A 26,257-nucleotide genomic window follows, 5' to 3' on the forward strand; every position below is an offset into this window, starting at 1 on the left:
AAATGCCAATGCGCTATGCACAACATGTTTGTTACGCGGCAGACCTCGGCCTGCCCTCACAGCACGCCTTCGCTCATCATCTCACCATCCGCACCGATACGAAAATCCGCAGTCCCTTCCGTCACGAGCAGTCGGCTATATTCACAGGCACCTTCTCCGAGGCATGTTGTCACACGCTTGATACGCATCAGCGCGGATTTCTCGGAAACATCGAGCCATTGAGCGACATCCGGAGACGCGTAAGACAGACCGATGGAAATGTCTGCATGAGCAATCTGGAACTTAAAAATATCCCGCAGGATTGCTGTCGATGTCAGGGAAGCTGCGAGTTCTGGCGTTACGAGTGGCGCAAGCCGTCCCGGATAGAAGACTTCTGTCACGCCCAGAGGTCCTTCGTCCGAACGATAGCCGCGCCGGATGAACAATGTCTCGTCATTGACCGACAAAGCCGAGGCAACCTCTTCTGGGGGGCGACGCATCTGATAGTCCAGAAGCGTCATCTCGGGGCTTAAGCCTTTGCCAGCCAGAATTTCGAAAAAGGAATGGATGGTTTTCTGGCGTCCTGGACGATGCAAGGCCCCCACAAAAGTCCCGCGCCCGTGCTGGCGGACAACAACATCCCTCTCCGCAAGATAGGATAACGCCTGCCGAATGGTGATGCGACTTACGCCATACATCAGACACAGCTCAGCCTCGGACGGAAGCCGCTCCATGAAACGGCTGTCCTTGCCAATCAGCCCGGAAATATGATGCCCGACCTGAAGATAAAGCGGCGTCGGGCCATTCGTATCGAGGGCTGACGAGAAGACGGCGTTACGCATAGAGAAAAAATTCCAGAAAACGTTTCACTTTTGGATTGAAGAGCGCATCAAAACCCGATACCAAGACGTCTTATAACAACCTAATACGTCTTTGCCGATTCAGTCACTGTTTTGTGGCCAGTCTGCAGGATTTTCGTGCCTTTCCGGCGTCTCCGCAGTGTTTGAGAGCTTCTTCCATGCGTGCTTCAACCTTCCTGAGTACAGCCCTTATCGGCAACATGTTCTATGTTGCAGCCTACGCTGCTCCTGTTGCAGATACAAAACACGACGGGGAGAAGCGCCATTCTCCAGCCACGCGCAAGACTGTAAAAGCCGCTCCTTCCCGGCCTGAAGTCATCCGGGTGGCGGCAGAGTCCGTTGCTGGTGGCCGCATGGTTCCTCAGAACGGCACGAAATCACGCAGCGAGATCACGCAGGCCTATATCGCCAAGCAGGCTCCTACTCCCAACGTCTTCAAACTGCTGGGTAACTTGCCAGGCGCCAATGTCGCAAGCGCTGACCCCTTTGGCATGGTCAGCGGCAACATGACGATCCGTGGCATGAACAGTGACCAGATCGGCTTCACTGTTGAAGGCGCGCCTCTGAACGACATCGGGTCTTACATGGCGTTCCCAACAGAATGGGTAGATTCCGAGAACCTCAATGAAGTGACGATGCAGCAGGGCTCCGCCAATCTGGACTCCCCGGTCATTGGTGCATCTGGGGGGATCGTGACGATGAACCTGATCGATCCGTCACACAAAATGGGTGCGACGATTGCGGGCTCGTTCGGCTCCTACAATACGCACCGCGAATATGTCCGGCTTCAGAGCGGTGACATTGGCAACACTGGGATGCGGGCTTTTGTGGCCTGGTCTCATCTTGAAGAACCGCACTTCCGCGGCGCCGGTGACGATCACAAGCAGCACATTGATGCAAAACTGGTCAAAGACTGGGTCAATGGAAGCCGCAGCACCATGGCGCTGACATTCGATGATTCCATGAAAGTTGCTTATCTGAGCCCTTCCCTGTCTGCCTGGCAGCAGTATGGGCGTGGTGCCAACTACACCGAAGATTTTTCACCGACCGACACCAAATACTGGAAACTCCATCAGAGCCCATATCGGGTCCTGATCCTGAGTGCGCCGCAGAATATTGTGGTTAATGACAAGCTTGGCTTTGACTTTACCCCATATTTTTACTGGAACTCAGGCACGATCGCCTCAGCATCTCTTCTGTCTGAGAACGCCATCTATTCCGGCACGCAGAAATACAGCATTGACCTTAATGGTAACGGCACCACCAATGACAAGGTGATGATGTATACGCCATTCGGCACGCCTTACGTCTATCGTCCGGGACTTGTTTCCAAAGTGCATTATACGGTGGGCAAGCATACTCTTGTCTTTGGATACTGGTTTGACTGGTCCAGACAGCGCATGGTCAATCCCTACAGCGCGGTGGGAGAAAATGGTGGCCCGGCGAATGTCTGGGGATATCTGGGGAATGTGAAGCTGTCCGATGGCACGCGTCTTGCCAGCTATGACAACCTGACCATCACCCGCGTCAACACCTTGTTCTTCGGCGACACGTTCAACGCGCTGCATAACCGTTTGCGCGTTGAAGCGGGGATCAAGGAGTCCATGGTAACCCGTATTGGTTACAACTATCTCCCCGGCGCGCAGTATCGCACCAGCATGAACGCGGCAGTCGCAACGCCAAACCTTGGCGCTCGTTATCGCATCGACAGTCACAACCAGATCTTCGCGGATGTCGCGACCAATTTCCGCACACCGACGTTAAATGCGCTTTACAACACGTACAGTGCATCGACGGGCAAAGTGGCGACGCAGGCGAACCCAGCCCAGAAGACTGAGTATTCGATCTCGGAAGAGCTGGGATACCGTTATCAGGGTGATATCCTGAGTGGGTCTATCACCTTCTTCAATTACAACTTCACCAACCGCCAGGTTTCTACGCAGGTTACGATTAACAATGCGCAGATCACTCAGAACATCAACGCGGGCGGCCAGACGTCACGCGGTGTAGACATCGAACTTGGATTGCGCCCGTGGCATCATCTGCGGCCATATGTCTCGGCGGAATATCTGCACGCGACGATCGATAACAACTATCAGGTCGGATCGGATTACCTGCCAACTGCGGGAAAAACTGCCGTGCGTAGCCCAAATGTGCAGGCTTCCGTCGGGCTGGATTATGATGACGGCACATATTTCGCAGGCTTTGCCGTCAAGTATGTAGGCCGACAGTTCTCAACTTTCATGAATGACCAGGCCATGCCAGGGTATGTCAACGCAGACATGAACTTCGGCTATCGGGCTCCGAAGATCTTCCATACACACCCGGAAATCAGGCTGAACCTCATGAATGTTGGCGATAACAAATACCTGTCAGGCGTCGCCGGGGTCGCCGCATCCTCACGCGCAGCACGTGGGATCTATGGCAGCACCATCGCATCGCAGGGTTCACCGACATACTACGTCGCCGGAAGCTTTGCGGCTCTGGTCACGGCCAAGATTGACCTTTGATCTGATGCTTCAAGCCCGTCTGGATCGTTTTTTCGGGCTCACGGCCAGCGGTACAACTGCTGGCCGTGAGGTCATCGCTGGCCTAACAACCTTCGCTGCCATGGTCTACTGTGTCGCAGTCAATCCCATGATCATGGCAGAAGCTGGCATGGACCGCGCAAGCGTTCTGAGTGCCACATGTCTGATTGCAGTCTTCAGCACGACGTTGATGGGCCTTTTCGCAAATCTGCCCCTTGGTGTGGCGCCCGCCATGGGATCAAACGTCGTCTTTGCAATCATTCTGGTCAAACAGATGGGCGTTCCCTGGCAGGCTGCCCTCGCCCTCGTCTGCCTGACCGGCCTGATTTTCATGGTCATGAGCCTGACGCGTATCCGCGAGCGTATTGCCCACGACATTCCTGACACCCTTCGGATCGGTATTCAGGTTGCGGTCGGTCTGGTGATTATGTTCATCGGAATGCGCAACTCTGGGTTTGTCGTGCCGAGCCCGTCCACGTTCGTCACCATGGGCCCAATTACCAGCCCTAAAGTACTCATGACACTGGCTGGGTTTATTCTCACGCCAGTCTTGGTTGCCAGACGGGTGCCGGGATCTCTGATCATTTCGATCATTGCGCTAACGATTGTGGGCCTCTTCCTACCCAACGGAAAAGGTGGAACGATCACCACCTGGCCAGAGCATATTTTTGCCCTGCCTCGCTGGCCTCATGAAACAGCATTCCAGCTTGAGCCGCTCTACCTTCTGCATCACATTTTCTACGTGCTGCCGATGCTGTTCTTTTTCCTGTGCACTGAACTCTTTGGAACGCTTGCCAACCTGCTAGGCGTTGTAACGGCTACAGGAATGGTGTCCGAAGACGGTCGCATACCGCGGGCCAGAGAGGCGTTCATAACGGACGCAGCAGGCAGTATTCTGGCCCCCATGCTGGGGACGTCCATCGTAACGGTATACTCAGAGTCCATCACAGGGGTTCATGCCGGGGGCCGAACAGGCCTGACGGCATTGGTGATAGCAGGAGGGTTCTTCACCGCACTTTTCCTGTGGCCCCTGTTCATGATCATTCCGCCGCAGGCCACAGCGCCATCGCTTCTTATGGTGGGAATGATGATGTTCCAGGGCGTTCGCCATCTGGACCTGTCAGATCTCAAAGAAAGCGCTCCGGCTGCTTTGACGTTCATCATTGCCCTCCTGACCGGCAACCTCATCAACGGCATGGCCATCGGGACCTTTTCCTACGCGACCATGGCTCTCGCCACAGGCCGGGGCCGAGCCGTTTCGCCAGTTGTGTGGGGGCTTTGCGTAATTTTCATCATGTTCTTCGTCGTTTCCGCCCAGATGCACGGCCACCATGGCTGAGAGGATATTTCCCATGTTCCCCAGACTTTGCCTTTCAGCTTTTCTGGCAGGCCTCTCCGCCTTGGCACCTATTCACGCGCACGCTGCATCTGCTCCGAATTACGTCATTATCGACAATGATTTTGCCGGACCAGGCGGAACAAATATCCAGTCGGTCATTCCCCTACTGGGTCAGCCAGATAAAATAACACTTCTAGGATTTACGGTTGTCGTAGGAGATGGCTGGGAAAACGAGGCCGTTGCCCATCTGTCCCGCTTTCTGGAGGTTGCCTCTGCTCCAGCAGAGCTCCCGGTCGTACCGGGTGCGACCCAACCGTTGGTTAATTCTCGTCCACGCCTTTTGGCATGGGAGAAATCCAACGGGAAAATGCCATGGAAGGGTGCATGGCGCGGGAATGCTCCTGATTTCCAGCCTCCAGTCAAAGCCCTGAAAGAAGGACAGCCGACCCGTGCTGTCTCTCGGGAGACTGCCGCACTTTTCCTGATTAAACAGGTGCATGAACATCCTCATGAGGTCACAGTCCTTGCGGCTGGTCCCATGACAAACATTGCTCTAGCCATCAAGCTTGACCCTGACTTCGCCTCGCTCTGCCGCAGGCTGGTCTTCATGGGAGCCATCGTGGACGGCAATCTTTCCCAAGTGACAGAGAGCGCCGATTACTACACGGACTTTAACTTCATGTTTGACCCGGAAGCCGCCAGCATCGCGTTGGAAGCTCCCTTTCCGGAAGTCATCTCCGTGGGTTCGGTCGCCAACCCCATTCGTATGACACCAGAAATCCGCGATCGCGCGACCCAGCGTCCGGGACCGCTGTCAGACTACCTGAAGCACTATTTCCACCCGCAGCCCATGTGGGACGAACTGGCTGCCGCGATCGCTGTAGATCCCGCTCTGATTACACAAAGCGTGACGGCTTACATGACGGTTGATCTGACGCATGGCCCGAATTACGGGTATGCCCATGTGTGGCCTGACAGCACGCGCCCCCATATTGGTGAGCGCCCCGTCAAGATTGTCACAGCAGTCGATACGCCGCGTTTCATTCAGACGTTTGTCGATGCAGCCAACCGGATGAATACGCATGGTTGATGTAACGGTACCTCTCACCTCACCTGAGTTGCGTAGACGCGCGGTGGATGCCGCAGCAGGTCGAGCTCCATTTGATGTTCTGCTCCGGAATGGAAAAATTGCTGATGTGGCTACCGGAGAGCTTCGTGACGCCGATGTCGGATTAGTGGGCCCACTGATTGCCAGCACCCATCCAACTGGCCAACGACACGACGCTCTCAAAATTTTTGATCTCGCAGGCGCGGTTATTGCGCCTGGCCTCATTGACTCTCACATGCACATCGAGAGCTCGATGGTCACGCCCCGGGTCTATGCGCAAACCGTAGTTCCGCAGGGAACAACAACCATTTGCTGGGACCCGCACGAAATCGGGAATGTGAGCGGCCTGGCCGGGGTCAGGTGGGCTATTGAAGCCACCAAAGGCCTGCCTCTGCGCATTTTGGTTGAAGCTCCCTCCTGTGTTCCATCTGCGCCCGGGCTGGAACGATCAGGGGCAGCCTTTGACGCTACGGCCATGACAGAAATGCTGTCCTGGCCCGAAGTGATTGGCGTTGCTGAGGTGATGGACATGCGCGGCGTCATCAATGGCTCATCCCGTATGAGCAGCATCGTCAGTGCTGGCCTTAGCAGTGAAAAATTTGTGTGTGGTCATGCCCGGAACCTCAAGGGCCAGGATCTTCAGGCTTTCATGGCGGCAGGCATTGAGTCAGATCACGAACTGACAAGCAAAGCCGATATCCTGGAAAAGCTCCGGTCTGGCATGACGCTGGAACTGCGTGTTTCGCATGAAAATATTTTACCTGAAGCCGTTGCCGCTTTTCAGGAACTGGGCTGCGTTCCTCAGACCGTTACCCTCTGCACAGACGATGTCTTTCTGGATGACCTGGCACGCCGCGGCGGAATGGTCCATCACCTGAAATGCCTCGTGTCTCTCGGGATGCGTCCGCTGGATGTGCTGCGATGCGCCACTCTTAACGCAGCGATGCGCCTTGAACGTAGGGATCTCGGCTTGGTGGCAGCTGGGCGCCGCGCTGATCTGGTTATTTTTGACAACCTGTCTGATTTCACGCCGCTAGAAGTGTTCACGTCAGGCGTCCATGCGGCCTCCCACGGAACACTTCTGGCAGATCTTCCTGCCGAACTTCCAGGTCTCCCACTCAAGACCGTGAAGCATTCTTTAGTCACATCTGAAGATTTTCAGGTGCCCGTAACTGACGCTTCCAAAGCCCGCATTCGGACCGTTCGTACTCCACGGACGACCCAGTGGGGAGAACGTGACGTCGATGTGAAAGACGGTCACATCACGCTGCCGCCTGATACTGCGCTGATGGCTGTTTTCAATCGTTACGGAGAAAATAGTGCCCCTGGGCTTGGAGTTCTTGAAGGGTGGGGAGACTGGTCAGCTACAATCGGAACGACCATCCTACATGACAGCCACAACCTCGCAGTTTTCGGTCGAAACCCCGAGGATATGGCGCTTGTGGCCAATACTCTTATAGCCAGTGGCGGCGGTATGGCCGTTGCACGAAATGGCCAAATTGTCGCTCATGTTCCACTTCCCGTCTGCGGCCTACTATCTCCGGAAAAACTGGATGTTGTCAGTCAGCAATTCGCGGCAGTACGTGATGCTGCCGCAGCAGCGACAACATGGGATGGCCCAACGGCCATGATCAAACTTGTGACAGGCGCATCCCTCGCCTGTAATCCCGGACCGCATGTCACAGATCTCGGCATTACAGACGGCATGACAGGCGAAATCATCACGAACATGGTCATGGAGACCATTTGATGACATTTCCCTCTGAAGTCACAGCCATGCGGCGCGATCTTCATAGCTTTCCTGAAACGGCATTCCTGGAATACCGTACTGCCTCGATCGTCGCAGCGCGTCTGACAGAACTGGGATATTCTGTCAGAGTAGGCCCCGAAATCATGTGCATGGATGACGTACGTGGACTGCCGCCGCAAGAGGATATTCATTCCGCCCAAAATGCAGCATTAGCAAATGGGGCCACCCCTTACTGGCTCGAAAAAATGCCAGATGGGCAGACCGCTGTCTGTGGAGAAATCAAGCGTGGTGCAGGCCCCGTTCTGGCCCTTCGCTTTGACATGGATGCCCTCCCCGTTCACGAAAGCGCATCCGGGAACCATCGCCCTGGTGTGGATGGCTTCGCATCCAAATGCGAAGGTCGGATGCACGCATGCGGGCACGATGGCCATACGGCAATTGGCTTGGCCGTTGCGGAAAAACTGTCGCATCCCAATGCCGAATGGAAAGGAACACTCAGGCTTATTTTCCAGCCTGCAGAGGAAGGTGGCCGAGGAGCGCAACCTATAGTCTCAAGCGGCCTTCTGGATGATGTAGACATTTTTCTCGCAACCCATGTCGGCTGTCAGTTACCGAGTGGGCAGATTGCTTTGACAGCAGACGGCTTTCTCTGGGCCGAAAAATGGAACGTAACCTTCACGGGGCAAGCTGCGCATGCGGCCATGTGTCCGGAAGAAGGTCTTAACGCCCTTCTCGCTGCGGCAATAGCCATTCCCGGTCTCTATGCCCTGCCCCGGGATGGCCAGTCGGACACGCGAATTAACGTGGGACTTTTGCAGGCCGGCCGAACGCGGAACGTCATTGCGGACCATGCCTATCTCGAGCTCGAATTGCGGGCATCAACTCATGAAGGTCTTAGCCGCCTTACTGCGAGCGCGAGGCGAACCTTGCAGGGCGCAGCACTGACACAGGGCGTTGAAGCCACAATCGACGTTTACGGGACTGCCATCAGTGCCGCCTCTGACCCGGAAATAATGGAACGCTTGCGAGACGCTGTCTGCTTCACCAAAGGCGGCAGTATTGTTCAAAGCTGGCCTATTGGTGGCGGAGATGACGCGACGTTCATGATGCAACGTGTTCAGGACCGGGGCGGCAAAGCTGGATATTGCCTTTTTGGTTCCGATATTGCCGCTCCTCATCATGCCAGCCTGTTTGATTTCGATGAAACCGTTCTGCAGACAGCGGTGACGGTGCTTTCTCGATTTGTGGAGCTATCATCATGAGCACGCTTTCTTTCTGGCAGACTTTTGCTCCTGATGTAGCGCTGAAGCCCCCATACACAGATCGCTACAGAGTTCAGATAGGAAATCGGCACCTCGATCTTCCCCTGCGAGTTCTTCCGAGCAAAGACCAGGCAGTCTCATCCCTTCTGGTGAACCAAACATCCTTCGAAGTCATGGACGTTCTCTGTGGTGAACTGGTGGCTATCGCTCGTTCGCTGCAGCCAGATCTGATTGTGGGCATGCCGACCCTGGGCTTGGGTCTGGCCGCCGCCGTTGCCCGAGGATGTGGGTTGGCGCGATACGTTCCATTAAGCACGTCTCGAAAATTCTGGTATGACGACGCGCTGTCTGCGCCACTTGCGTCTATTACCAGCCCGGATAACGTCAAAAATCTTTATCTGGACCCCAATCTGCTGCCACTTCTGAAGTCAGCACAAAAGATTATTATTGTTGATGACGTGGTCAGCACCGGACAATCACTCGCGGCTGGCGTGTATGTTCTTGCTGCGGCGGGAGTGTCCCCCTGTGCAGCCCTTTGTGTCATGACCCAAAGCAATCGCTGGATAGATCGTTTTTCTTTTCCTGTCCTAAGCTGCTTTTCGTCTCCGCTCTTTGAGCGGGTTCAAGATGGGTGGCTTGAACAGAAATCTGCTTCCTAGAGCAGCTTCTCCCAAAAAACCGTGGGATCTGAAGAAGTACTCCAGATCCCACGGCATTCAATACTAACTGAGCAAACGCTATTCTTCAGCTCAGCGTAGGCTTGCGGGAATTCGCAGCAGCGACAAATTTTCCCCATTCTACCAGCGTCTCTGTGCAGTCCGTCCGATCAAGTTTGCACTCGATCAGGGTCGGGCCACGTGTGTTTTTCTTTGCCTTCTCAATTGCCTCGGCGAGTTCAGCACCGGTCGTGGCATGCAGACCGAGGCCGTACTTTCCGCTTTCTTCACCGGGTACCCCCTGATTGAAGCAGTTGATCAGAGCAGCGTAATCCCAGTTCTGGATGTAATTGTACGGACCGTCATGGATCTTGATCTCAATGACGTAACCGTAGTTGTTGATAAGGAAAATAATAACCGGAAGCTCATAGCGCACCATCTGCGCGACTTCCTGCGCGGTAAGCTGGAATGAGCCGTCACCCACCATCAGGACATGCTGCCTCTCCGGCGAGCCCATGGCATTTCCGAACATGGACGGGACAGACCACCCGATATGGCCCCACTGCATTTCGGACTCAACCTTGGCCCCTTCGGGCAGGTTCATGCGAATGGCGTTGAACCATGAATCGCCTGTTTCAGCGAAAAGGGTTGTCTTGCCATCAACAAGTTCGTTGATCTGGCGAGTCATTTCATCATTCGTCAGAGGCTTGGCCTGATCGGCCACTGGCAGCTTCACAGGCGCATACCCTGCTGCAAGAGACGCAGGCTTGCTGGAAACACGCTCCGTAAGGGCGGTGACGAATTCCTTCAGGCGGAAGCCTTCGAAGGTTTTTCCTGCAACCGTGACACGATGAGGGTCGACTTCAAGGACACGCTCTCCGCGCACCAGATCGCGCCAACCAACAGAGGAGTAGTCATTCCAGACGGGCGCAAGCGTAATGACGACATCCGCGCTCTTGACCACGTCTTCGACACCAGGGCTGCTGACTTCACCCCAGTAAACACCCCGGAACCCCGGATGCGTTTCGGGGAAGAAGCTTTTGGCTGCGGCCATGACGGTGACAGCGCAACCCAGCTTGTCAGCCAGCGCAATCGTTTCGTCCAATGCCTCGCTGGCCCGAAGCTTGCTGCCGACCAAAATGACAACCTTGTTGGCCTTCTCCACAAAAGCCGCACTCTCATCGAGAGCAGCGTTCAGACTGTCCGTGTCTGGGGTCAGGTGAGCCAACAGAGACGAGACTGGACCTGGGCGCGCACAAGGGGCATTCGCCACGTTACAGGCGATTTCCAGATAAGCGGGCTTCTTTTCGCGCAGTGCCGTCCGGATAACATGGTCAATCTTCTCAGGGGCGTTATCAGCGGACGTGATGCTCTCAGCGGCACAGGTGACGTGCTTCACCATCTCCATCTGATAGTTGTAGTCCGTGGTTCCAATCGTGTGATGCAGCACACGTCCTGAACCATGGTCATTGGAGTTCGGCGCGCCAGAGATCAGAATAACCGGCAGGTTTTCGGCATAAGCGCCACCAAGGCCGTTCATGGCCGAGATCGCCCCCACGCTGAACGTGACAATCGCGGCGGCGGCGCCATTGGCCCGGGCGTAGCCTTCTGCAGCAAAGCTACAGTTCAGCTCGTTACAGTCATAGATCTGCTTCATGCCGCCATGCTCAATCAGCTGGTCCAGCAAGATCAGATTATAGTCGCCCGCAACTGCGAAATGGTGCTTGAGGCCGATCTGCGTCAGCCGTTCTGCAAGGTAATGTCCAACAGTGAAAACCATGAGATCCTCCGGAGTTCGTTAACCCAGAGGGTGCGCGTTCAGGCTTCGGACGTCCAATATATAGTTGAGCTCTATACCATATCTAATTAGTATGGATTTATGGATCTCCGCCACCTTCGCTACTTTATCGCCATTGCAGATCACGGAAGCTTTACGCGCGCTGCCGAGGTTCTGCATATCGAGCAGCCTCCTCTGAGCCAGCAGATCAAAAGTCTTGAGACTGAACTCGGGCTCAGACTGTTCGAGCGATCACGACGTGGGGCGGTTCTGACGGATGCTGGCGAGCAACTTGTTGAGCAGGCTCGCACAATCCTCACGCTTGAGCACCAGTTTCGGCTTCTGGCAACGGGTCTTGCACGCGGTGAACAGGGGCGATTGCGCATTGGAATGGCTGGTGCCGTGTCGCTCCTTCCTCTCATTCCTCAGGCTATTCGCGCCTTCCGGGAAAAGTGGCCCGAGATTCAGATCACGCTGGAGGAGAGTAACACGCCAGCATTGTGCGAAGCGTTAAACGAGAGCCGCGTTGATATTGCGATTGTGCGGCCTCCGGCTCCGGACCCTGGGATTTCGCTCCATCCTCTCTTTGATGAACCGACATTGATCGCGGTCCCGAAGGGGCACCCGCTCTCTCAACGCGGAACACTCAGACTGACGGATGTCGCCAATGAGCCCTTTCTGATCTTTGACCGCACTCTGGGTCCAGGCTTTTACGATGCTATTATTTCAGCCTGCCAACAGGCCGGGTTCACCCCGCATTTCGGGCAATCCGCACCACAGATTGCAGCCACGGTTCCCATGGTTGCCGCAGGCCTCGGGGTTTCGATCGTTCCAGCTTATCTCAGCCAGATCCATGTTGACGGAGCCACTTTTCATCGCATCGAAGGCCCCTCGCCTCGTGCCAGCATCTCTCTCGCATCACGCACGCCAGAGCTATCCGGGCCAAGCGCCAACTTCCATAAAATATTGCTGAAACTGGCGACATCTGAAGGCAAGTGAGACCGATCAGCTTACTGGTCTCGTGTTGGCGGAAAAGCACAACGGTCTTCATTAAGCTGTAGCAACAAGACGTATACTTTCTATCCTCAACAATCTTGTTACGACCCGCTATGACAAGAACGCAGAACGCCTCACTCATTCGCTTTCCAAACCAAGAGACACCATGTTGCCGTTGACACACGACGCCTGATGACAGTGAAACAGATTTCGTCTCCTCGGCAGAAAGCTTCACCCACATCGCGATGGATGTTGAGGGGGCTTCTGGCCCTTGGTCTCGCATGGACCTGCGCTCACCTCATTACGGTTGGATCTCCGCAATGGGGGCCCGGAGCCCGACATGACTCTGTCGTTTTCGGCCAGATGATTGCGATTGCCGCGTTTCCTGTGCTTCTGCTCATTGCCTTTGGAACACAGAAGCCCTTGCATGGAGCACTTATCGCGGGGACCGCCTGTATCCTTGCTGCGCTCGGTTTACTGTTTCACGCCTGATGCAAGATAATCTTCGTACACGTATGGGCTGGCTCCATGCATGGGTTGGCTTCATCGCCGGACTGCTTCTCTTCTGCGTTTTCGTGACGGGAAGCCTCTCGGTGTTCGATACCGAACTGACGCGGTGGCTCCAGCCTGAAGTCCCGCCCCAAGCGCCCGCTTTTTCTCCGCAGGCTCTGGATCGCACCCTCCCGACCGTCCGTGAGCTGCTCCAGCAAGGAGAAAAGCCGTTCATAACTCTCCCGTCGTCGCGGGACCCTTTCGTGCGCGTCCAGCACCATGATGGATATGAATTCCTGACGGTGCCGTATAATCCGCAGACTGGAGAGCAGCTACAGGCACGCGATACTGCGGGCGGAAAGTTTTTCTATGACCTGCACTATACCCTCCGAACTGGGCTTTACGGAGAAACACTTATTGCCGCGGCCGGCCTGGCTCTTCTTGTAACAGTCGGATCCGGAATCATCATTCACCTGCGGGGACTGATTTCGGATCTGCTTCTGGTGCGACCTTTCGCCGCACGACTGCGCGCATGGCTGGACGTGCATGTTCTCGCCAGCGTTCCCTTTATCCCGTTCGTTATCATGATGGCCTATACGGGCACGTTCATTCGCACACGCACGCTATTCCCGCCCGTGTCTTATATCAGTTCCATCCAGAATTTTGTTTCGCCTCATCGAGCCACAGAAGCCGAGCTACCAGAACCAAAACGGGACATTCCGGTCAGTCCCTCTCTGCCGCCCCTACTCGATACTGCAGAGAAGACACTCGGCAAGGGGCAGACCGGGTTCATTCTCTTTCTACCCAACAGCATTCTATTTAGCCGAACCGATATGTCTGGGCCTCTACTGACACGGGAACACGTCGATTTCAGCCCGGTTGACGGGCATTTTCTACGGCATGTGCTGCTTTCAACTCCTGTCACCCAAACGCAGCAACTTATGGAAGGCATTCATTATGCCCGCTGGACAGGCACAGGCTTAAGATGGCTGTATTTTCTGTCTGGTGTCATGGGAGCCATCATGTTTGCCAGTGGAGCTATCATTTTTCTGATGAAGCGCCGCAAAGTCTTCGGAAAGCGCATCATATTCCGCGTAGCTGAGGGGCTCACGATTGGCTGTATTCCAGGCTTCCTTCTGGCAACATTGGCATTCTTCTGGGCAAACCGGCTTTTGCCAACATCTCTCCCAGCGCGCCATCTGGCGGAAGTCCACTGCTTTTTTGCCGTGTGGGGCCTGAGCAGCATTGCCGGGATGCTCTGGTCTCTGCTGCATCGTGCACTACCGGGGTGGAAGATACAGTTAAGTGCTCTCGCATTCTTGGGTGTTCTTCTAACGCCGCTCGACTTTCTGACACGTCCCGGCGCCTCCATGCTGCACGCCCCTACGGTTTTTGCGGCAACGGACATCTGCGCCTTACTCTTGGGATTTGCCTCTCTTCAGATGGTGCGCCGTCTGTGATGCTAATTTTATGTTTGGTCTTTTGGCTACTTGGCCTTGGCCTTCAGGCCGCGTGCGAACCAAAGATGCTTCGCTTCGCACGTCTGCCTGATCTGACATTGCCCCCGTCAGTTCGGTGGGGACGCTTCATTTTCCCCCTGCTTGGCCTTGTTATGGTTTTTTGGGCTAACCCGGTTGTGGCAATTTTTGTCTGGGCAGGCACATTCTCAGTGGCTGCTGTCATCGTCGCGATTATCTGGGCCTCATTAACTCACGTGCTTGAATCCCAACGATAACAGACTTTTCCCTAGGCCTTTTCGGGTGAGAACCAAAGACCAATACCACCGATAAGCGCCGTAAGTGCAACGTAAATAGCGGGCGCAACTGGCGTATGAGGCGTCAGGGCTGAAATGATTGCGGGTGTGAGGCCACCAAAGATTGCGTAGGAAATATTATAGGACAGAGACAGGCCAGAAAAGCGAACCTGCGCCGGAAAAGCGCGCAGCATCCCGATAGGAACGAGCCCGACGAACCCACAGCAAAGCCCACTCAATGCGGCCCAAGGCACGAGCGCTCCCGAGAACAACGGAAAGAGCGCGTAAAGCCCAAAACCTCCTAAAGCAAGCATGAGCCCACACGCCACGCTTAGCGCTCTGAGAGAGAAAACGTCTGTCAGCGCGCTCACCAGAACTACTGAAACTGTGAGGCAAAACGTCGCGGCAAGGCTCGCCAGCATGGTTTGGGAAGGTGACACATGATGGAGCGTCTGCATCAGCGGAGGCATCATGAGAACAAGCACTACAATGGCTGCTGTTAATGTCCATGTCGTCATCATTGAGCAAAGAATGGCGCGGCGATGGTCACGTAACAAAAGCTTTGCGGGCATGCCCTCGGCAGTTTTAGCCGTCGCATGCATCTCCCGGAATACAGGGGTTTCTTCTAGCCAACGCCGAAGGAACATCGCTCCAAAGCCGAAAACACCGCCCAGAATGAAAGGAATACGCCAACCCCAGTTTGACACCACATCAGGCGCCAGGACTGCATGCAGCAATAGAATGACGATGGACCCAAGAAGGATTCCGCCCGTCAGCCCTCCGGTGAGAAGGCCCGTGGCCAGACCAACACGGCGGCTGGAAGCATGCTCGGAGACGAACACCCAACCTCCAGGGGCTTCTCCACCAATTGCCGCACCCTGCATGATACGCAGGATAAGCAATGTGAGCGGAGCCATGATGCCAAGTGTCTGGTAGCCAGGCAGCAACCCCATCAACAAGGTCGGGAACGCCATCAGGAGCACGCTGAGCGTAAAGACCTTTTTTCTTCCTGCGACATCTCCAAAATGGGCCATAATAAGCCCACCTACAGGACGTGCCAGATAGCCGGCTCCAAAAAGGCCGAATGCCTCCGCCTGTCGCAACCATTCAGCCTGACTGTCCGGGAAGAAGTGCGCGGCAATCAGCTTTGCAAGGAACGCAAAAATAACAAAATCATAGAACTCCAGTGCCCCTCCCAGCGAAGCAAGAGCTAAAATCCGAAGCTGAGATAAACTGAGAGGCGAAGCTGCCGGGTTAGACGACATGAAGAAGTGTTTCCTGCGCACGGAAAGGTTTCAGCAGAGAGGCTGGAACAAAAGGATTGGATCTTATAATCGCGCTTGTTTCAAACCGTCCATGTTTTTTGGAATAATATACCACACAAAAACCGAAGATTTTCACTTTCAGTCTCTATAACCCTCCATTTTACCTTGAACCGAGCGGTATTTTAGCAAGGGTGGCTGAGTTATACCGAGTATTCTTATGCCTATAGGACCAGAAGGAACCCGCAGCAGGTGCATCTAGACCATTCGTTGAAAACGGGTAAGATAGCTCTTAAGGTTTTTGAGGCAACAAACTCTAGTAATCAAACGACAGGAACAGCATTTCGAAGTTTTTTAGAAAATTTTCTAAGGAGTATTCAAATGCGATGTAAATGACATGATAGAAAACTTTGATTTTGGTCGTCTCACGGTTATCGGCGATATTCTTCTCGACCAATACATCGTTGGAACAGTAAATCGCATTTCGCCTGAAGCACCTGTTCCTGTCCTGTTGCGCTCAAAGCATTCTGTTGTCCCTGGTGGAGCCGCCAATGTGGCTGTCAACGCTGCCTCTCTGGGGTGTACTGTCAATCTTGTTGGTGTCGTCGGGCCGGACGCCAATGCTGATATCCTACGGACAATTCTGGGAAAACATAAAGGCATTAACGTCAGCGGGTTAGTTGAAGAGCCTGAATGGTCTACCATTTCTAAAACCCGCGTTCTGAGCGGCCAACAGCAGATCGTCCGCATTGATGAGGAAGAGGTAACGGGCTTTACCGAACAAACTCGGCAGAGGCTGATCTCCAATGCACAGGTCGCGATCGATAACTCGGACGTTCTTGTCTGTTCAGACTATGCCAAAGGTGTACTGGCTGATGACGTTCTTGAAGCAATCATAAGATATGCCCGCGGGAAAAATATTCCTGTTGTCGTAGATCCAAAACGCAAAGATTTCACGGCCTATTCGGGCGCGACCTTGGTCACCCCGAACCGTACGGAAGCGGCCCTTGCTACCAACCTCCCCGTAAATACGGATGAAGAAGTTCTCAAGGTGGCCGCGACACTCTCCAAACAATTCGGCGGAAATGTTCTTCTTACGCGTTCTGAAAAGGGCATGACACTCTGGCAGAGGGACGGCCACGTTCATCATGAGGCTGCCCACCAGTCAGAGGTATATGACGTTTCAGGTGCAGGAGACACCGTTCTCGCAACAGTAGCGAGTATGCTCTCGGCTGGTCAGGACCTTGATACAGCGGTGATGGTCGCAACCGTTGCTGCCTCTATAGTCGTCAGAAAATTGGGTACTGCGGCAATTTCGAGAGAAGAGCTGAGCCAGCAACTTCTCAAAGACGTTCCAGAAGCCGGGTTGCTGGCGTCTTGGGAGAGCGCGGCGCGAACTGTCGAAAACTGGCGCAAACATGGGGCTTCTGTCGTTTTTACAAATGGATGTTTCGACCTGCTCCACCCCGGACATATCGCTTTAATCAAAGGCGCGGCCGCCGAGGGCGATAAGCTGATCGTCGCGATCAACAGCGATGCGTCCGTCAAGAGACTCAAAGGCGAGGCACGCCCCGTTCAAAATGAAATCGCACGCTCAACAGTGATCGGTGCATTACGGGACGTCGACATGGTTGTGATTTTCGATGAGGATACGCCTCTCGACATCATAAAAGCATTGAAGCCGAATGTTGTCGTAAAGGGTGCCGACTACACGGAGGACGCTGTTGTTGGAGGCGATTTCGTAAAGGAACATGGTGGTCGGGTAGCTTTGGTTGATATTGTCAATGGACACTCGACGACGAGCATCGTTAAAAAAATAAGTAATTGAAATTATTGTTTCATGAAATATCCACCAAATTACCTGAATAACGTTACAATAAGGCAGATAAAATCTTTCTGTAGGAGGCCCTCGCGGAAGTAAAATTAATTTATTTCAAAATATGCCTGATCCCTCTAGATTTAATTTACGGGAAATAGGAGTATGAGTATCGTCGCTTTCAAATTTTTCTCGCCTGACGTTCTCTCCATGCTCACAACGATTGTTTCCTAGATGCCTTTCAAGTCACACTGCAGGCCGGTCTCGGCCTCTAAAACCATCGTTCTTACGGGCGCGTCTGGAGGTATCGGGACGATCGTTACCCAAAAACTGTTGGACCAAGGGCATGTTGTCGTCGCGCTGTCCCGCACTGCGCCGGATATATCGCATGAGGCACTGACACATATCCGATACGATGCTGCGAACTTGCACGATATCAGCCAGATCAATAAGAAAATTTCAGAAAAAACTTCTCATATTGACGTTTTACTTCATTGCGCCGCAATCATAAGTCCAAGCACGATAGAAAATTCTCCACCAGAAGATATAATACGGCAAATATCGATTAACCTGACCGCACCCATTACTCTGACGTCTCTTCTACTGCCAAAAATTACGGCTGGTGGTCGGATCATTCTGGTAAATTCGATGGCTGCAACAATTCCTTTGGCCGGAAGTAGTGTCTACGGCGCCACAAAGGCAGGATTGCGTAACTTTGCATTATCATTAGCTCAGGAAGTGCGTTCCAAGGGTATTTCTGTTTCCTCTATCTTCCCGGGCGCTGTGGAAACCGGGATGCTACGCCAGGAAATGGAAAACGGTGGCTCGGTTCTCAATTTCGTTAGTGATCCCGCAAAGCCAGAAGACGTTGCGTGTGAAATTCTGAAGCTCATTCGCAAACCAAAACTGGAGCGTTTTCTTCCGACACTCGACGGAATTTTCGGTGGCCTTTGCCTGCTGATGCCTACGCTCCTGCGTCTTAGCATGCCAGCGCTCACGTTCTTTGGAAAACGGGGCTTTCAGAAGTTTCTCCGGAAACAGACAAGCCAGCAGTAACTCGGGCAACCTTCACACCGGAGCCGAAAGCTCGACCTCCTGACCCTACAATCCGTCTCTCAAAACTGATCTATAGGAAGGCAGAATATCCATGCAGAATACGTCGCCAAAGATAACTGCTCATGCCTCTGATCTTTTGACGCGCAAAGAAAGCCATTGTCAGGGGGCCAAGCTTAGAAAGAAAATTCCGCGTGGAGCTCATGCCGAGTGGAGTTCTCCTTCGACCCGGCAAAGCCCTATAAGCCTTCTATCTCAACAGGGTAAGGACCGGATCCCGTCTCTTTTGCCTGTGCGCTATGACCGAATGAAGGTGTCTCCCTTCACGTTCCTCCGCGGCGCAGCGATTGTTATGGCTCAAGACCTCGCATCAACCCCAGCATCCGGCATTGATGTTCAGTCTTGTGGAGACTGCCATCTTGCTAATTTCGGCAGTTATTCGTCTCCGGAAGGCGTGCCAGTCTTTGATATCAATGACTTTGATGAAACCCTGAAGGCGCCATTCGAATGGGATATCAAGCGCCTGGGAACGTCTCTGGTTCTTGCAGGTCAGGAAAATGGGTTATCCAGCAAGGCGGCCAGAGATCTAGCCGCCAATATGTCCCTTTCATATTGCGAGCAAATGACGCGGCTAGCCGCGATGACCCCACTTCAGATCTGGTCAGAGCGAATTGACCTGACCGCTGCTATTGCCGGCTTCGACGATCAGAAAGTTCGGGCCCGCGCCGAAAAACTTTTGTCCGACCGGTTGGAAGCGGCGAAGGGGCATTTCGGCCTGATCGCCAGCGACGGAAAAAATCCCTCCTTCAAAGAAAAGCCACCGCTCGTCATGCGGCTGCCAGAGCAGGAAGACACCATTCGTCTTGCCTTCAACCGATACGTTGAAACGCAGCCGTTAGAACGCGCCATTCTGCTACGTCGCTACACCCTTAAAGACGTTATTTTCAAGGTTGTTGGGATCGGAAGCGTCGGGACATTCTGTGCGATCGGACTGTTCTCAACTGCCGATGGTGAAACCATGCTTTTGCAGATCAAGGAAGCTCAGGCGTCCGTTCTACAGGCCGATACGCGGACCTCACCATTCGCCAATCAGGGCGAACGTGTCGTAACAGGCCAAAGGATCATGCAGGCTGTCTCTGACACCTTCCTCGGATGGACACACAGTAATGCATCGACCTCCAGTGACACACCATATCTATCCGGAAGCGGGCGGCAGTTTTACGTTCGTCGCGTTAAAGACAGCCGATTAGCGGCAATTGGTTCGGACGTTGCTCAGGATGGTCTGGCGGACTACGCAAAATTATGCGGCCGTACGTTAGCTCGAGCCCATGCACGCTCTGGAAATGTCAGTATGATCTCTGGATATCTGGGCAAAGGAGCTTCGTTTGCTGCGGCCGTATCGGAATTCTCCGAGACATATGCGGACCAGACTTACAACGACTGGAAGACGTTTTGCTCGGCTCTGGAAAGCGGTGAACTTAGTCAAAAATCTGCGTAAGGATACGCATTATGGTAAGGTCCTGACCGGATTTTTCGTCTTCACGTCGAACTTTCGGACTTTCCCGGTATTGGGGTCTAGGTGACATTCCCATGTGAATGTCACCCACTCAATAGGGTTGGTCTTCGTCTGATATTGCCCTCGCCCTTGTATTAGAGACGCGTTGATCACTCTCTGGCTCTCAGGCTTATCGTCTTGAAGAAAAAAGCGGTTACTTGAACTTCCCAGCCTCACGAGTTCACGTCTGGCAGCAGACTGACAGAGATAGGTTGTCATAAGCCAAGCCGTTCCTTGCGTCGCCACGGCATTCCTCTCTTGAGGATCGCGAATAGAGGCGATCTGACGCGAAATGAGCTTTTGCTCTGCGGGTGACGGACCAGTCTTGTTCTGGGCGGCCGCGTTTGCAGTCCCGGACAGAGCAACGAAGAGCAGGAACGATCCCGCTAGCAGATAATCATCGGTTTTCATAAAGTCCTCTCCACCGTATTTTGCCTGTCTTTCATCCCGAGCGTATAGGGTGGGACTGATCCCTCACCCTGCCCAGTAGCAATTTAACCCTGGACCCCTCCTTTCATGATCCGTCAGTCATCTACACTTACAACGTTCGTAGTCACCCTAAGCTGCCCTAACCGACCTGGCATTGTAGCGGCAATCAGCCAGCGCCTTTACGAACTTGGTGCGAACATCACGGAAGCACAGCAGTTTGATGACACAGGCAGTACGCAGTTCTTCATGCGAATTGTTTTCGATGTGGCAAAAGAAGCGTTATCCGAAACCCAGTTGAAAACAGAATTTTCCCGTCTGGCGGAAAATTTCTCGATGGACTGGCAAATCAGTGACATCTCAAAGCGCCAGAAAGTTCTCCTTTTTGTGTCCCGCTTTGATCATTGCCTTGTGGACCTTCTCTATCGCTGGCGTATCGGCGAATTACAGATAGATCCGGTCGGCATCATCTCCAATCATGCTCGGGAAACCTATGCTGATCTGGATTTCCATGGTGTTCCATTTCACCATCTTCCCATTACCAAAGATACCAAGGCGGAACAGGAACAGCGCATCTGGACTGTTTTTCAGGAGAGTGGGGCTGAACTGGCTGTTCTGGCGCGATATATGCAGGTCCTTTCCAACGAAATGGCCACTCGCCTTTCTGGACGTTGCATCAACATTCACCATTCGTTTTTACCAGGATTTAAAGGTGCTCGCCCCTATCATCAGGCGTTCAGCCGTGGCGTAAAGCTTATTGGTGCGACGGCCCATTATGTCACCAGCGATCTGGATGAAGGACCGATCATTGAGCAGGACGTTGAGCGGATCTCTCACGCTGACGACCCGGAAGACCTGATCCGTAAGGGGCGTGATATCGAGCGTCGCGTACTTGCTCGTGCCGTACGGTATCACATTGAACGACGGGCCATTTTGAACGGAAACAAGACGATTGTTTTTACGCCCTGAGCGAGAAGACGGCCGACCAACGCGCTTATTGAACAAGCGCCTTGACGAGAGCCTTAATCGCCTTCTGTGCCGCTTTGGACCCCCACTCCTTAAGTAGCCTGTTGCTACGAGGACGCTTGGAAAGTGCATAAGGACTTTCCCTGATGGGCGGCATGCCTACAACCTGTTCTTTCATGGACTGCGGAAGCGCAGGAAATGGGTCCACATTCACGAGTTGCATCAGAAGCGCAACGGCTATGATCTTGCAGGTCGGTTTGCGAGTGTTCAGGCATACATAGGCGCCCGTCCCGTTGGAGGCAGGATCGTATATGGCTTTCCATGTCACAGCGGGAACCGGAATACGCCCTCTTCCAACTGTTGCGGTATGATCGGGATCGTATCCGGGGCCGGTAACGACGAATATTTCGCCCTCTTGGCGTGCGCACCCTCTGACCGCGCTTTCAACACCTTCCCACGGTCCACGGTTCAACTCACCCGTTTGGGGAACAATGTTGGACAGCAGGAAAGACTGCTGCTGAGACGCAAGACCCGGCTCATTGCCGCTTGGTGTCATATGCCCTCGGTCGTAGCCTGAGGCTCTGTAGTCGGTCAGTAATGCACGCATGGAGGCTGGTAGCCTCATATCGGGAAAGAATTTTCCTTGCCGGTTTGTGTCATCGGCAATTTCGAGATTTTCTTCGGTCAGGTCCTCCGCAGACCAGAGCGGACCCTTTGTCGCTTCTGAAACCAAAACGGCATAATGGTCATTACAGAGCTGAACGGTGCCTGAGCGAGCGGTCTCTGACAGAAGTGCGGGGGGAACGCCTTTGGCAAATAAGGCTGGGCAAGAAGCCGCATGTGCGGGACATGCTACAACCAGAAACCCGATAAAACCAAGCGGAAGATATTTCAACGCCCCTCACAGACCTGAAAGCCAGACAATCTTGCCTGCCGGAACAACGAGGATATTGAAAATGACTGGTACGGGCAGAGGGACTTGAACCCCCACAGCTTGCGCCACCAGAACCTAAATCTGGCGTGTCTACCAATTCCACCATGCCCGCAGACTGTGAAGTGGGTCTAGACGATCTCCACTGCTCTTGCAATGGCTATCAACGACCTAAATGACTGAAAAATCACACCTCACAGAAAGAAAACTGATTTAGGAGTTAATTTCCAACCTTCTGGAATTTCAGAACAAAATTGTCCCCTTCCCCGATGGCGGCATATTTGGCGCGATCAACCTGGCCCAGAGCGTATGTTGGAGGAAGGGTCCAGATCCCTTTGGGCCACTGTGCCGTATCCCGGGGATTGGCGTTGATTTCGGAGCTCCCAACAAGCTTGAAACCCGCTTTCTCAATCATCTGGATAGCGTAGGCCTGTCTCACATAGCCATCTTTTGCCTGCGGGTCCTGTGGAGCGCTGGTGTTCCCGCGATGGTCTTCAATACCCAGAATACCGCCAGGCTTCAGCGCTTTGTGGATTGCCTCCAGCATCTGCGGGGCATTTCCAGCTTCCATCCAGTTGTGCATATTCCGGAATGTCATGACGAGATCCGCACTGTCTGCCGGTGCGAAATTCAAATTCTCTGCATCAAAACGAGTGGTTTTGACGGCTCCGTAGATATCCGGATGCGTCGCCTGAAGCTTGGCAATACTCTGCTTTTTGATATCTGCTGGCCCGAGAGCAACCGTATAAGTGCCTTGATCATGAAGATACGGCGCGAGAATTTGGGTCCAGTACCCTCCAGCAGGCCAGATCTCTACGACATTGGACGTCGGAGTTATCCCGAAAAACTGCAGCTCTTCCAGCGGGTGCCGAACACTGTCACGGGCGACGAATGCCGGCGTTCGCTCTGAAAGTTTGAGAGCTTGATCCAAACTTGGGCCAGCCAATGCTGGCGTGGCTGTCAAACATGACAAGGCCAACAGAAAACCGGATCTCGACAGCATGATAATGACTCCTGTTGCAGATGTTGTGACTGTGACACGAGGTTGTAGAGGCTGTCTTCACACTTCTTCGAAGCCTGGCGCCCAAACGGTGCTTTACAATCGCGAAATCTGATAAAGGATAATTTAACAATCATCCCATCCGGGAAACGGCAACAGGGCAAAGCACACATGCGTCTCGACGACCAACGGGAAAGCACCAACATTGATGATCGACGCGGTTCCGGAGGCGGAGGACGCGGTCCTTTGAGGATCGGAGGCATTGGCGGTGTCATCCTTGTCATAGGGGCGCTGTACTTCGGCGTAGATCCCCGCGTAGTCCTGAACCTTCTGGAAAACGGACCGACAGCAAACACCCCGACGGCCAGCCAGCCTCAGGCAGCAAAAGACGACCCCGGCAGAAAATTCATCGCCCGTATTCTCGGCTCAACCGAAGATGTCTGGAGCAGCACCTTTCAGCAAATGGGCCGAACCTATCATGATCCCGGTCTGGTTCTCTTTTCTGGCGGGACACAGTCTGGCTGCGGGTATGCACAGACATCCGTGGGCCCATTCTATTGCCCTGCCGACCATAAGGTCTATCTGGATCTGCAGTTCTTTCAGGAATTGCAGGATCGTCTGGGAGCAAGTGGCGACTTTGCCAAGGCCTATGTCGTGGCTCACGAGGTAGGGCACCATGTCCAGAATGAACTGGGCATTATGCAACAGGTCAATCAACAGGGAAACGCCGCACAAAAAGGGGCAAATGGCCTTTCTGTCCGTGTTGAATTGCAGGCGGACTGTTTCGCGGGTGTCTGGGCCAAGCGTGCGAACGATACCCGCCACTTCCTTGAGACGGGAGATATTGAAGAAGGTATGAACGCGGCCTCAGCCGTTGGTGACGATCGCCTGGAGCGCAAAGCTCAAGGTTATGTTGTCCCGGACAGCTTCACCCACGGGACATCTGCCCAAAGAGTTGCGTGGTTTAAGCGCGGACTGGAAAGCGGAGATATCAAACGCTGCGATACGTTTAACGCCCCCGCGCTCTAATCTTTCTGACCTCTGGGCATGGAGAACTCAAATGTTCCTGTAATGCCCAGAGGCCAGACATCTGACACGTTTCGATGCCGTCATACCTCTGGAAAATTTCCATATTCTGGTGCTTCAATAGGCGCATCTTAAAGCTTCTGCTGGAAACTGTGACCATGAAGCGTATCCTGCTCGGTGTCTTCTCCCTAGCCCTGCTTTGCAGCACCGGCACAGCATTGGCCGAACCTGCATCTTGTACGCCTGGAACGACCTTTTTACCTGCGGGGTATCAGGGCTGGAGCAACCCCACTCCTTTGACCGCAGCCACAGACAAGGCTGGTCTTTCTACCAGTCATCTAACACTCAATCACGCGTCTGCCGTTCATCTGACACACACTCCAGACGTTCACTTCCTGCAGAGGCCCGCTGAACCAGGCGGAAGTGTCAGCTATGGAGGGATGATTGCTTTCGAAGCTCCCCAGTCGGGAACTTATCGCATCATGCTGCCAAACAAGACATGGATTGACGTTCTTGGACAGGCGGGACTAGCCGTTTCGACGCATCATCAACATGGTCCCGACTGTTCGGGTATCCGCAAAATGGTAGATTTTCAGTTACCGGCCGGGCAATACACGCTTCAACTTGCAGGAAGCGGTCTGCAGGATATGCCCGTCATGGTGTCTGCCTTGCCGTGATGCGCTATCCCATAATGCTGTTTCTGGGCTTTCTTACGACTGGAGCAGCATTTCCTGCGATAGCCGAGAATATTTCCCCAACTGGTGCGAAAATCGAACTGGGGCACAGACTTTTCTATGACGCGGACCTCTCTCGTGACGGAAGCATGTCGTGTGCAACCTGCCATGAACAGCGTCATGCCTTCTCAGATGGGAACCCAACCCATCCGGGAGTGACAGATGAAGACGGAATCCGGAATGTTCCACCCTTAGCGAATGTCGGGCAATTTCATACGCTCACCTGGATCAACCAACACGTTATAACACTGGAAGATCAGTTCTTTATTCCGCTGAGTGGCCATCACCCAGTGGAAATGGGCATGACAGACATGCCCGAGCTCGCACGTCGGCTCTCCGCAAACCCTTGCTATCGCGTTCTGTTTTCAAAAGCCTTTCCTGAAAAAAATATTCCGATTGATTCCCGTTCCGTAGCCCAGGCCGTGTCGGCCTTCGAGCGAGAGTTAATTTCCGATAAGTCACCGTGGGATCTTAGGTTATCCGGGACGACGCAGTCACAAACAAACGGAAAAAAGATATTCTTTGGCAAGGGAAAGTGCAGCTCATGCCACCAACCACCCCTGTTCACTGATCAGGAATTCCATACACTGTCGACATCTTATTCCGAACCCATCAGGACGCCTTCTCTTAGGAATGTCGAAGTAACCGCTCCTTATTTGCATGACGGTTCTGCCCCCACTCTTAGAGACGCTATTCTGGCGCATCCGAAAGGCACGCTGCTTTCGCAAAACGAACTGATAGATCTGGCCGCGTTTCTTAAGCTGCTGACGGATCAGAATTTTCTTTCTGATGGCAACTTGGGGTTGCCATCTGAAGAATGCCCAATAAGCACGCAATGATCAGCCCTGGATAACGTAGCCAGTCTGCACACACGTTATACAAATCCGACTGCGCTTTTCAATTGAACCGGAGCGATGGCTTGGTACGAGGCCTCGATACTGATACATCCGTTGGTCTCCGCTCCACTCAGATGATCTGTCGGGAACCA

22 protein-coding genes and 1 tRNA gene are annotated in these 26,257 nt (G+C 53.7%); 16 read left to right on the forward strand and 7 right to left on the reverse strand.

Features of this window, described 5'->3' with window-relative positions:
• Positions 1-56 precede the first annotated feature (56 nt).
• Entirely contained in the window at positions 57-821 is a 765-nt protein-coding gene (locus tag ABDK75_RS07700; RefSeq protein WP_211507851.1) for a GntR family transcriptional regulator, read from the reverse strand.
• A gap of 176 nt (positions 822-997) precedes the next feature.
• Between ABDK75_RS07700 and ABDK75_RS07705 the strand changes: the two genes are divergently transcribed.
• The 6 genes from ABDK75_RS07705 to ABDK75_RS07730 are packed head-to-tail and all read left to right on the forward strand — an operon-like array spanning position 998 to position 9,485.
• Positions 998-3,349, forward strand: coding sequence for a TonB-dependent receptor domain-containing protein (locus tag ABDK75_RS07705; RefSeq protein ID WP_346005445.1), 2,352 nt, complete (start codon positions 998-1,000; stop codon positions 3,347-3,349).
• 4 nt (positions 3,350-3,353) lie between these two features.
• Complete coding sequence (locus ABDK75_RS07710) at positions 3,354-4,706, forward strand: NCS2 family permease (protein ID WP_346005446.1); 1,353 nt, start codon at positions 3,354-3,356, stop codon at positions 4,704-4,706.
• A gap of 13 nt (positions 4,707-4,719) precedes the next feature.
• Complete coding sequence (locus ABDK75_RS07715) at positions 4,720-5,796, forward strand: nucleoside hydrolase (protein ID WP_346005448.1); 1,077 nt, start codon at positions 4,720-4,722, stop codon at positions 5,794-5,796.
• Positions 5,789-7,564 (forward strand): adenine deaminase C-terminal domain-containing protein, encoded by a 1,776-nt coding sequence (locus ABDK75_RS07720; protein WP_346005450.1) that lies wholly within the window; start codon positions 5,789-5,791, stop codon positions 7,562-7,564. The genes ABDK75_RS07715 and ABDK75_RS07720 overlap by 8 nt, the downstream gene beginning before the upstream one ends.
• Complete coding sequence (locus ABDK75_RS07725; RefSeq protein ID WP_346005451.1) at positions 7,564-8,826, forward strand: amidohydrolase; 1,263 nt, start codon at positions 7,564-7,566, stop codon at positions 8,824-8,826. Before ABDK75_RS07720 ends, ABDK75_RS07725 begins: the two co-directional genes overlap by 1 nt.
• Complete coding sequence (locus tag ABDK75_RS07730; RefSeq protein WP_346005452.1) at positions 8,823-9,485, forward strand: phosphoribosyltransferase; 663 nt, start codon at positions 8,823-8,825, stop codon at positions 9,483-9,485. The genes ABDK75_RS07725 and ABDK75_RS07730 overlap by 4 nt, the downstream gene beginning before the upstream one ends.
• Positions 9,486-9,570: 85 nt before the next feature.
• On the opposite strand, the gene ABDK75_RS07735 is transcribed toward ABDK75_RS07730, so the two are convergent.
• Positions 9,571-11,262 (reverse strand): alpha-keto acid decarboxylase family protein, encoded by a 1,692-nt coding sequence (locus ABDK75_RS07735; RefSeq protein WP_215766193.1) that lies wholly within the window; start codon positions 11,260-11,262, stop codon positions 9,571-9,573.
• Positions 11,263-11,361: 99 nt separating this feature from the next.
• Between ABDK75_RS07735 and ABDK75_RS07740 the strand changes: the two genes are divergently transcribed.
• The 3 genes from ABDK75_RS07740 (at position 11,362) to ABDK75_RS07750 (ending at position 14,207) form a co-directional block, all read left to right on the forward strand.
• Positions 11,362-12,258, forward strand: coding sequence for a LysR family transcriptional regulator (locus ABDK75_RS07740; RefSeq protein WP_203548875.1), 897 nt, complete (start codon positions 11,362-11,364; stop codon positions 12,256-12,258).
• A gap of 189 nt (positions 12,259-12,447) precedes the next feature.
• Positions 12,448-12,747: a hypothetical protein gene (locus ABDK75_RS07745; RefSeq protein ID WP_244591184.1), complete on the forward strand. Its 300-nt coding sequence runs from the start codon at positions 12,448-12,450 to the stop codon at positions 12,745-12,747.
• Positions 12,747-14,207, forward strand: coding sequence for a PepSY-associated TM helix domain-containing protein (locus ABDK75_RS07750; RefSeq protein ID WP_346005453.1), 1,461 nt, complete (start codon positions 12,747-12,749; stop codon positions 14,205-14,207). The genes ABDK75_RS07745 and ABDK75_RS07750 overlap by 1 nt, the downstream gene beginning before the upstream one ends.
• Positions 14,208-14,493: 286 nt before the next feature.
• Here the strand turns inward: ABDK75_RS07750 and ABDK75_RS07755 are convergent, their stop codons facing one another.
• Positions 14,494-15,765: an MFS transporter gene (locus ABDK75_RS07755; RefSeq protein ID WP_346005454.1), complete on the reverse strand. Its 1,272-nt coding sequence runs from the start codon at positions 15,763-15,765 to the stop codon at positions 14,494-14,496.
• A 394-nt stretch (positions 15,766-16,159) separates the two neighbouring features.
• Here ABDK75_RS07755 and rfaE1 point away from each other — a divergent pair, with 394 nt between their 5' ends.
• The 3 genes from rfaE1 (at position 16,160) to ABDK75_RS07770 (ending at position 20,129) form a co-directional block, all read left to right on the forward strand.
• On the forward strand, positions 16,160-17,590 hold the full coding sequence (gene rfaE1, locus ABDK75_RS07760; RefSeq protein WP_346005455.1) for a D-glycero-beta-D-manno-heptose-7-phosphate kinase: 1,431 nt from the start codon (positions 16,160-16,162) through the stop codon (positions 17,588-17,590).
• A 222-nt stretch (positions 17,591-17,812) separates the two neighbouring features.
• Positions 17,813-18,634 (forward strand): SDR family NAD(P)-dependent oxidoreductase, encoded by an 822-nt coding sequence (locus tag ABDK75_RS07765; protein WP_346005456.1) that lies wholly within the window; start codon positions 17,813-17,815, stop codon positions 18,632-18,634.
• A 91-nt stretch (positions 18,635-18,725) separates the two neighbouring features.
• Positions 18,726-20,129: a DUF2252 domain-containing protein gene (locus ABDK75_RS07770; protein WP_346005458.1), complete on the forward strand. Its 1,404-nt coding sequence runs from the start codon at positions 18,726-18,728 to the stop codon at positions 20,127-20,129.
• A gap of 9 nt (positions 20,130-20,138) precedes the next feature.
• On the opposite strand, the gene ABDK75_RS07775 is transcribed toward ABDK75_RS07770, so the two are convergent.
• Positions 20,139-20,597, reverse strand: a complete 459-nt coding sequence (locus tag ABDK75_RS07775) for a hypothetical protein (protein WP_346005459.1) — start codon at positions 20,595-20,597, stop codon at positions 20,139-20,141.
• Between the two features lie 105 nt (positions 20,598-20,702).
• Between ABDK75_RS07775 and purU the strand changes: the two genes are divergently transcribed.
• Entirely contained in the window at positions 20,703-21,581 is an 879-nt protein-coding gene (gene purU / locus ABDK75_RS07780) for a formyltetrahydrofolate deformylase (protein ID WP_086633890.1), read from the forward strand.
• A 25-nt stretch (positions 21,582-21,606) separates the two neighbouring features.
• On the opposite strand, the gene ABDK75_RS07785 is transcribed toward purU, so the two are convergent.
• From ABDK75_RS07785 to ABDK75_RS07795, 3 genes are all read right to left on the reverse strand, one after another.
• Positions 21,607-22,473 (reverse strand): DNA/RNA non-specific endonuclease, encoded by an 867-nt coding sequence (locus ABDK75_RS07785; protein ID WP_346005460.1) that lies wholly within the window; start codon positions 22,471-22,473, stop codon positions 21,607-21,609.
• A gap of 66 nt (positions 22,474-22,539) precedes the next feature.
• Positions 22,540-22,624, reverse strand: a tRNA-Leu gene (locus tag ABDK75_RS07790).
• 105 nt (positions 22,625-22,729) lie between these two features.
• Positions 22,730-23,512 (reverse strand): methyltransferase domain-containing protein, encoded by a 783-nt coding sequence (locus tag ABDK75_RS07795; RefSeq protein ID WP_339407763.1) that lies wholly within the window; start codon positions 23,510-23,512, stop codon positions 22,730-22,732.
• Between the two features lie 168 nt (positions 23,513-23,680).
• Between ABDK75_RS07795 and ABDK75_RS07800 the strand changes: the two genes are divergently transcribed.
• From ABDK75_RS07800 to ABDK75_RS07810, 3 genes are all read left to right on the forward strand, one after another.
• Positions 23,681-24,538 (forward strand): neutral zinc metallopeptidase, encoded by an 858-nt coding sequence (locus tag ABDK75_RS07800; protein WP_339407764.1) that lies wholly within the window; start codon positions 23,681-23,683, stop codon positions 24,536-24,538.
• A gap of 155 nt (positions 24,539-24,693) precedes the next feature.
• Positions 24,694-25,212: a hypothetical protein gene (locus ABDK75_RS07805; protein WP_346005461.1), complete on the forward strand. Its 519-nt coding sequence runs from the start codon at positions 24,694-24,696 to the stop codon at positions 25,210-25,212.
• The gene (locus ABDK75_RS07810) at positions 25,212-26,108 is read left to right on the forward strand and encodes a cytochrome c peroxidase (RefSeq protein ID WP_346005843.1); all 897 of its coding nucleotides are present in this window, start codon (positions 25,212-25,214) and stop codon (positions 26,106-26,108) included. The genes ABDK75_RS07805 and ABDK75_RS07810 overlap by 1 nt, the downstream gene beginning before the upstream one ends.
• The last annotated feature ends 149 nt before the right edge of the window (positions 26,109-26,257 follow it).

The organism is Gluconobacter sp. OJA (assembly GCF_039638325.1).
GTDB classification, from domain to species: Bacteria; Pseudomonadota; Alphaproteobacteria; order Acetobacterales; family Acetobacteraceae; genus Gluconobacter; species Gluconobacter cerinus.

Bases quoted from the DNA above. Each gene is read 5' to 3' on its own strand.
- ABDK75_RS07700 (WP_211507851.1), bottom strand. From the start codon at position 821: ATGCGTAACGCCGTCTTCTCGTCAGCCCTCGATACGAATGGCCCGACG.
- ABDK75_RS07705 (WP_346005445.1), top strand. From the start codon at position 998: ATGCGTGCTTCAACCTTCCTGAGTACAGCCCTTATCGGCAACATGTTC.
- ABDK75_RS07710 (WP_346005446.1), top strand. From the start codon at position 3,354: ATGCTTCAAGCCCGTCTGGATCGTTTTTTCGGGCTCACGGCCAGCGGT.
- ABDK75_RS07715 (WP_346005448.1), top strand. From the start codon at position 4,720: ATGTTCCCCAGACTTTGCCTTTCAGCTTTTCTGGCAGGCCTCTCCGCC.
- ABDK75_RS07720 (WP_346005450.1), top strand. From the start codon at position 5,789: ATGGTTGATGTAACGGTACCTCTCACCTCACCTGAGTTGCGTAGACGC.
- ABDK75_RS07725 (WP_346005451.1), top strand. From the start codon at position 7,564: ATGACATTTCCCTCTGAAGTCACAGCCATGCGGCGCGATCTTCATAGC.
- ABDK75_RS07730 (WP_346005452.1), top strand. From the start codon at position 8,823: ATGAGCACGCTTTCTTTCTGGCAGACTTTTGCTCCTGATGTAGCGCTG.
- ABDK75_RS07735 (WP_215766193.1), bottom strand. From the start codon at position 11,262: ATGGTTTTCACTGTTGGACATTACCTTGCAGAACGGCTGACGCAGATC.
- ABDK75_RS07740 (WP_203548875.1), top strand. From the start codon at position 11,362: ATGGATCTCCGCCACCTTCGCTACTTTATCGCCATTGCAGATCACGGA.
- ABDK75_RS07745 (WP_244591184.1), top strand. From the start codon at position 12,448: ATGACAGTGAAACAGATTTCGTCTCCTCGGCAGAAAGCTTCACCCACA.
- ABDK75_RS07750 (WP_346005453.1), top strand. From the start codon at position 12,747: ATGCAAGATAATCTTCGTACACGTATGGGCTGGCTCCATGCATGGGTT.
- ABDK75_RS07755 (WP_346005454.1), bottom strand. From the start codon at position 15,765: ATGTCGTCTAACCCGGCAGCTTCGCCTCTCAGTTTATCTCAGCTTCGG.
- rfaE1 (WP_346005455.1), top strand. From the start codon at position 16,160: ATGATAGAAAACTTTGATTTTGGTCGTCTCACGGTTATCGGCGATATT.
- ABDK75_RS07765 (WP_346005456.1), top strand. From the start codon at position 17,813: ATGCCTTTCAAGTCACACTGCAGGCCGGTCTCGGCCTCTAAAACCATC.
- ABDK75_RS07770 (WP_346005458.1), top strand. From the start codon at position 18,726: ATGCAGAATACGTCGCCAAAGATAACTGCTCATGCCTCTGATCTTTTG.
- ABDK75_RS07775 (WP_346005459.1), bottom strand. From the start codon at position 20,597: ATGAAAACCGATGATTATCTGCTAGCGGGATCGTTCCTGCTCTTCGTT.
- purU (WP_086633890.1), top strand. From the start codon at position 20,703: ATGATCCGTCAGTCATCTACACTTACAACGTTCGTAGTCACCCTAAGC.
- ABDK75_RS07795 (WP_339407763.1), bottom strand. From the start codon at position 23,512: ATGCTGTCGAGATCCGGTTTTCTGTTGGCCTTGTCATGTTTGACAGCC.
- ABDK75_RS07800 (WP_339407764.1), top strand. From the start codon at position 23,681: ATGCGTCTCGACGACCAACGGGAAAGCACCAACATTGATGATCGACGC.
- ABDK75_RS07805 (WP_346005461.1), top strand. From the start codon at position 24,694: ATGAAGCGTATCCTGCTCGGTGTCTTCTCCCTAGCCCTGCTTTGCAGC.
- ABDK75_RS07810 (WP_346005843.1), top strand. From the start codon at position 25,212: ATGCGCTATCCCATAATGCTGTTTCTGGGCTTTCTTACGACTGGAGCA.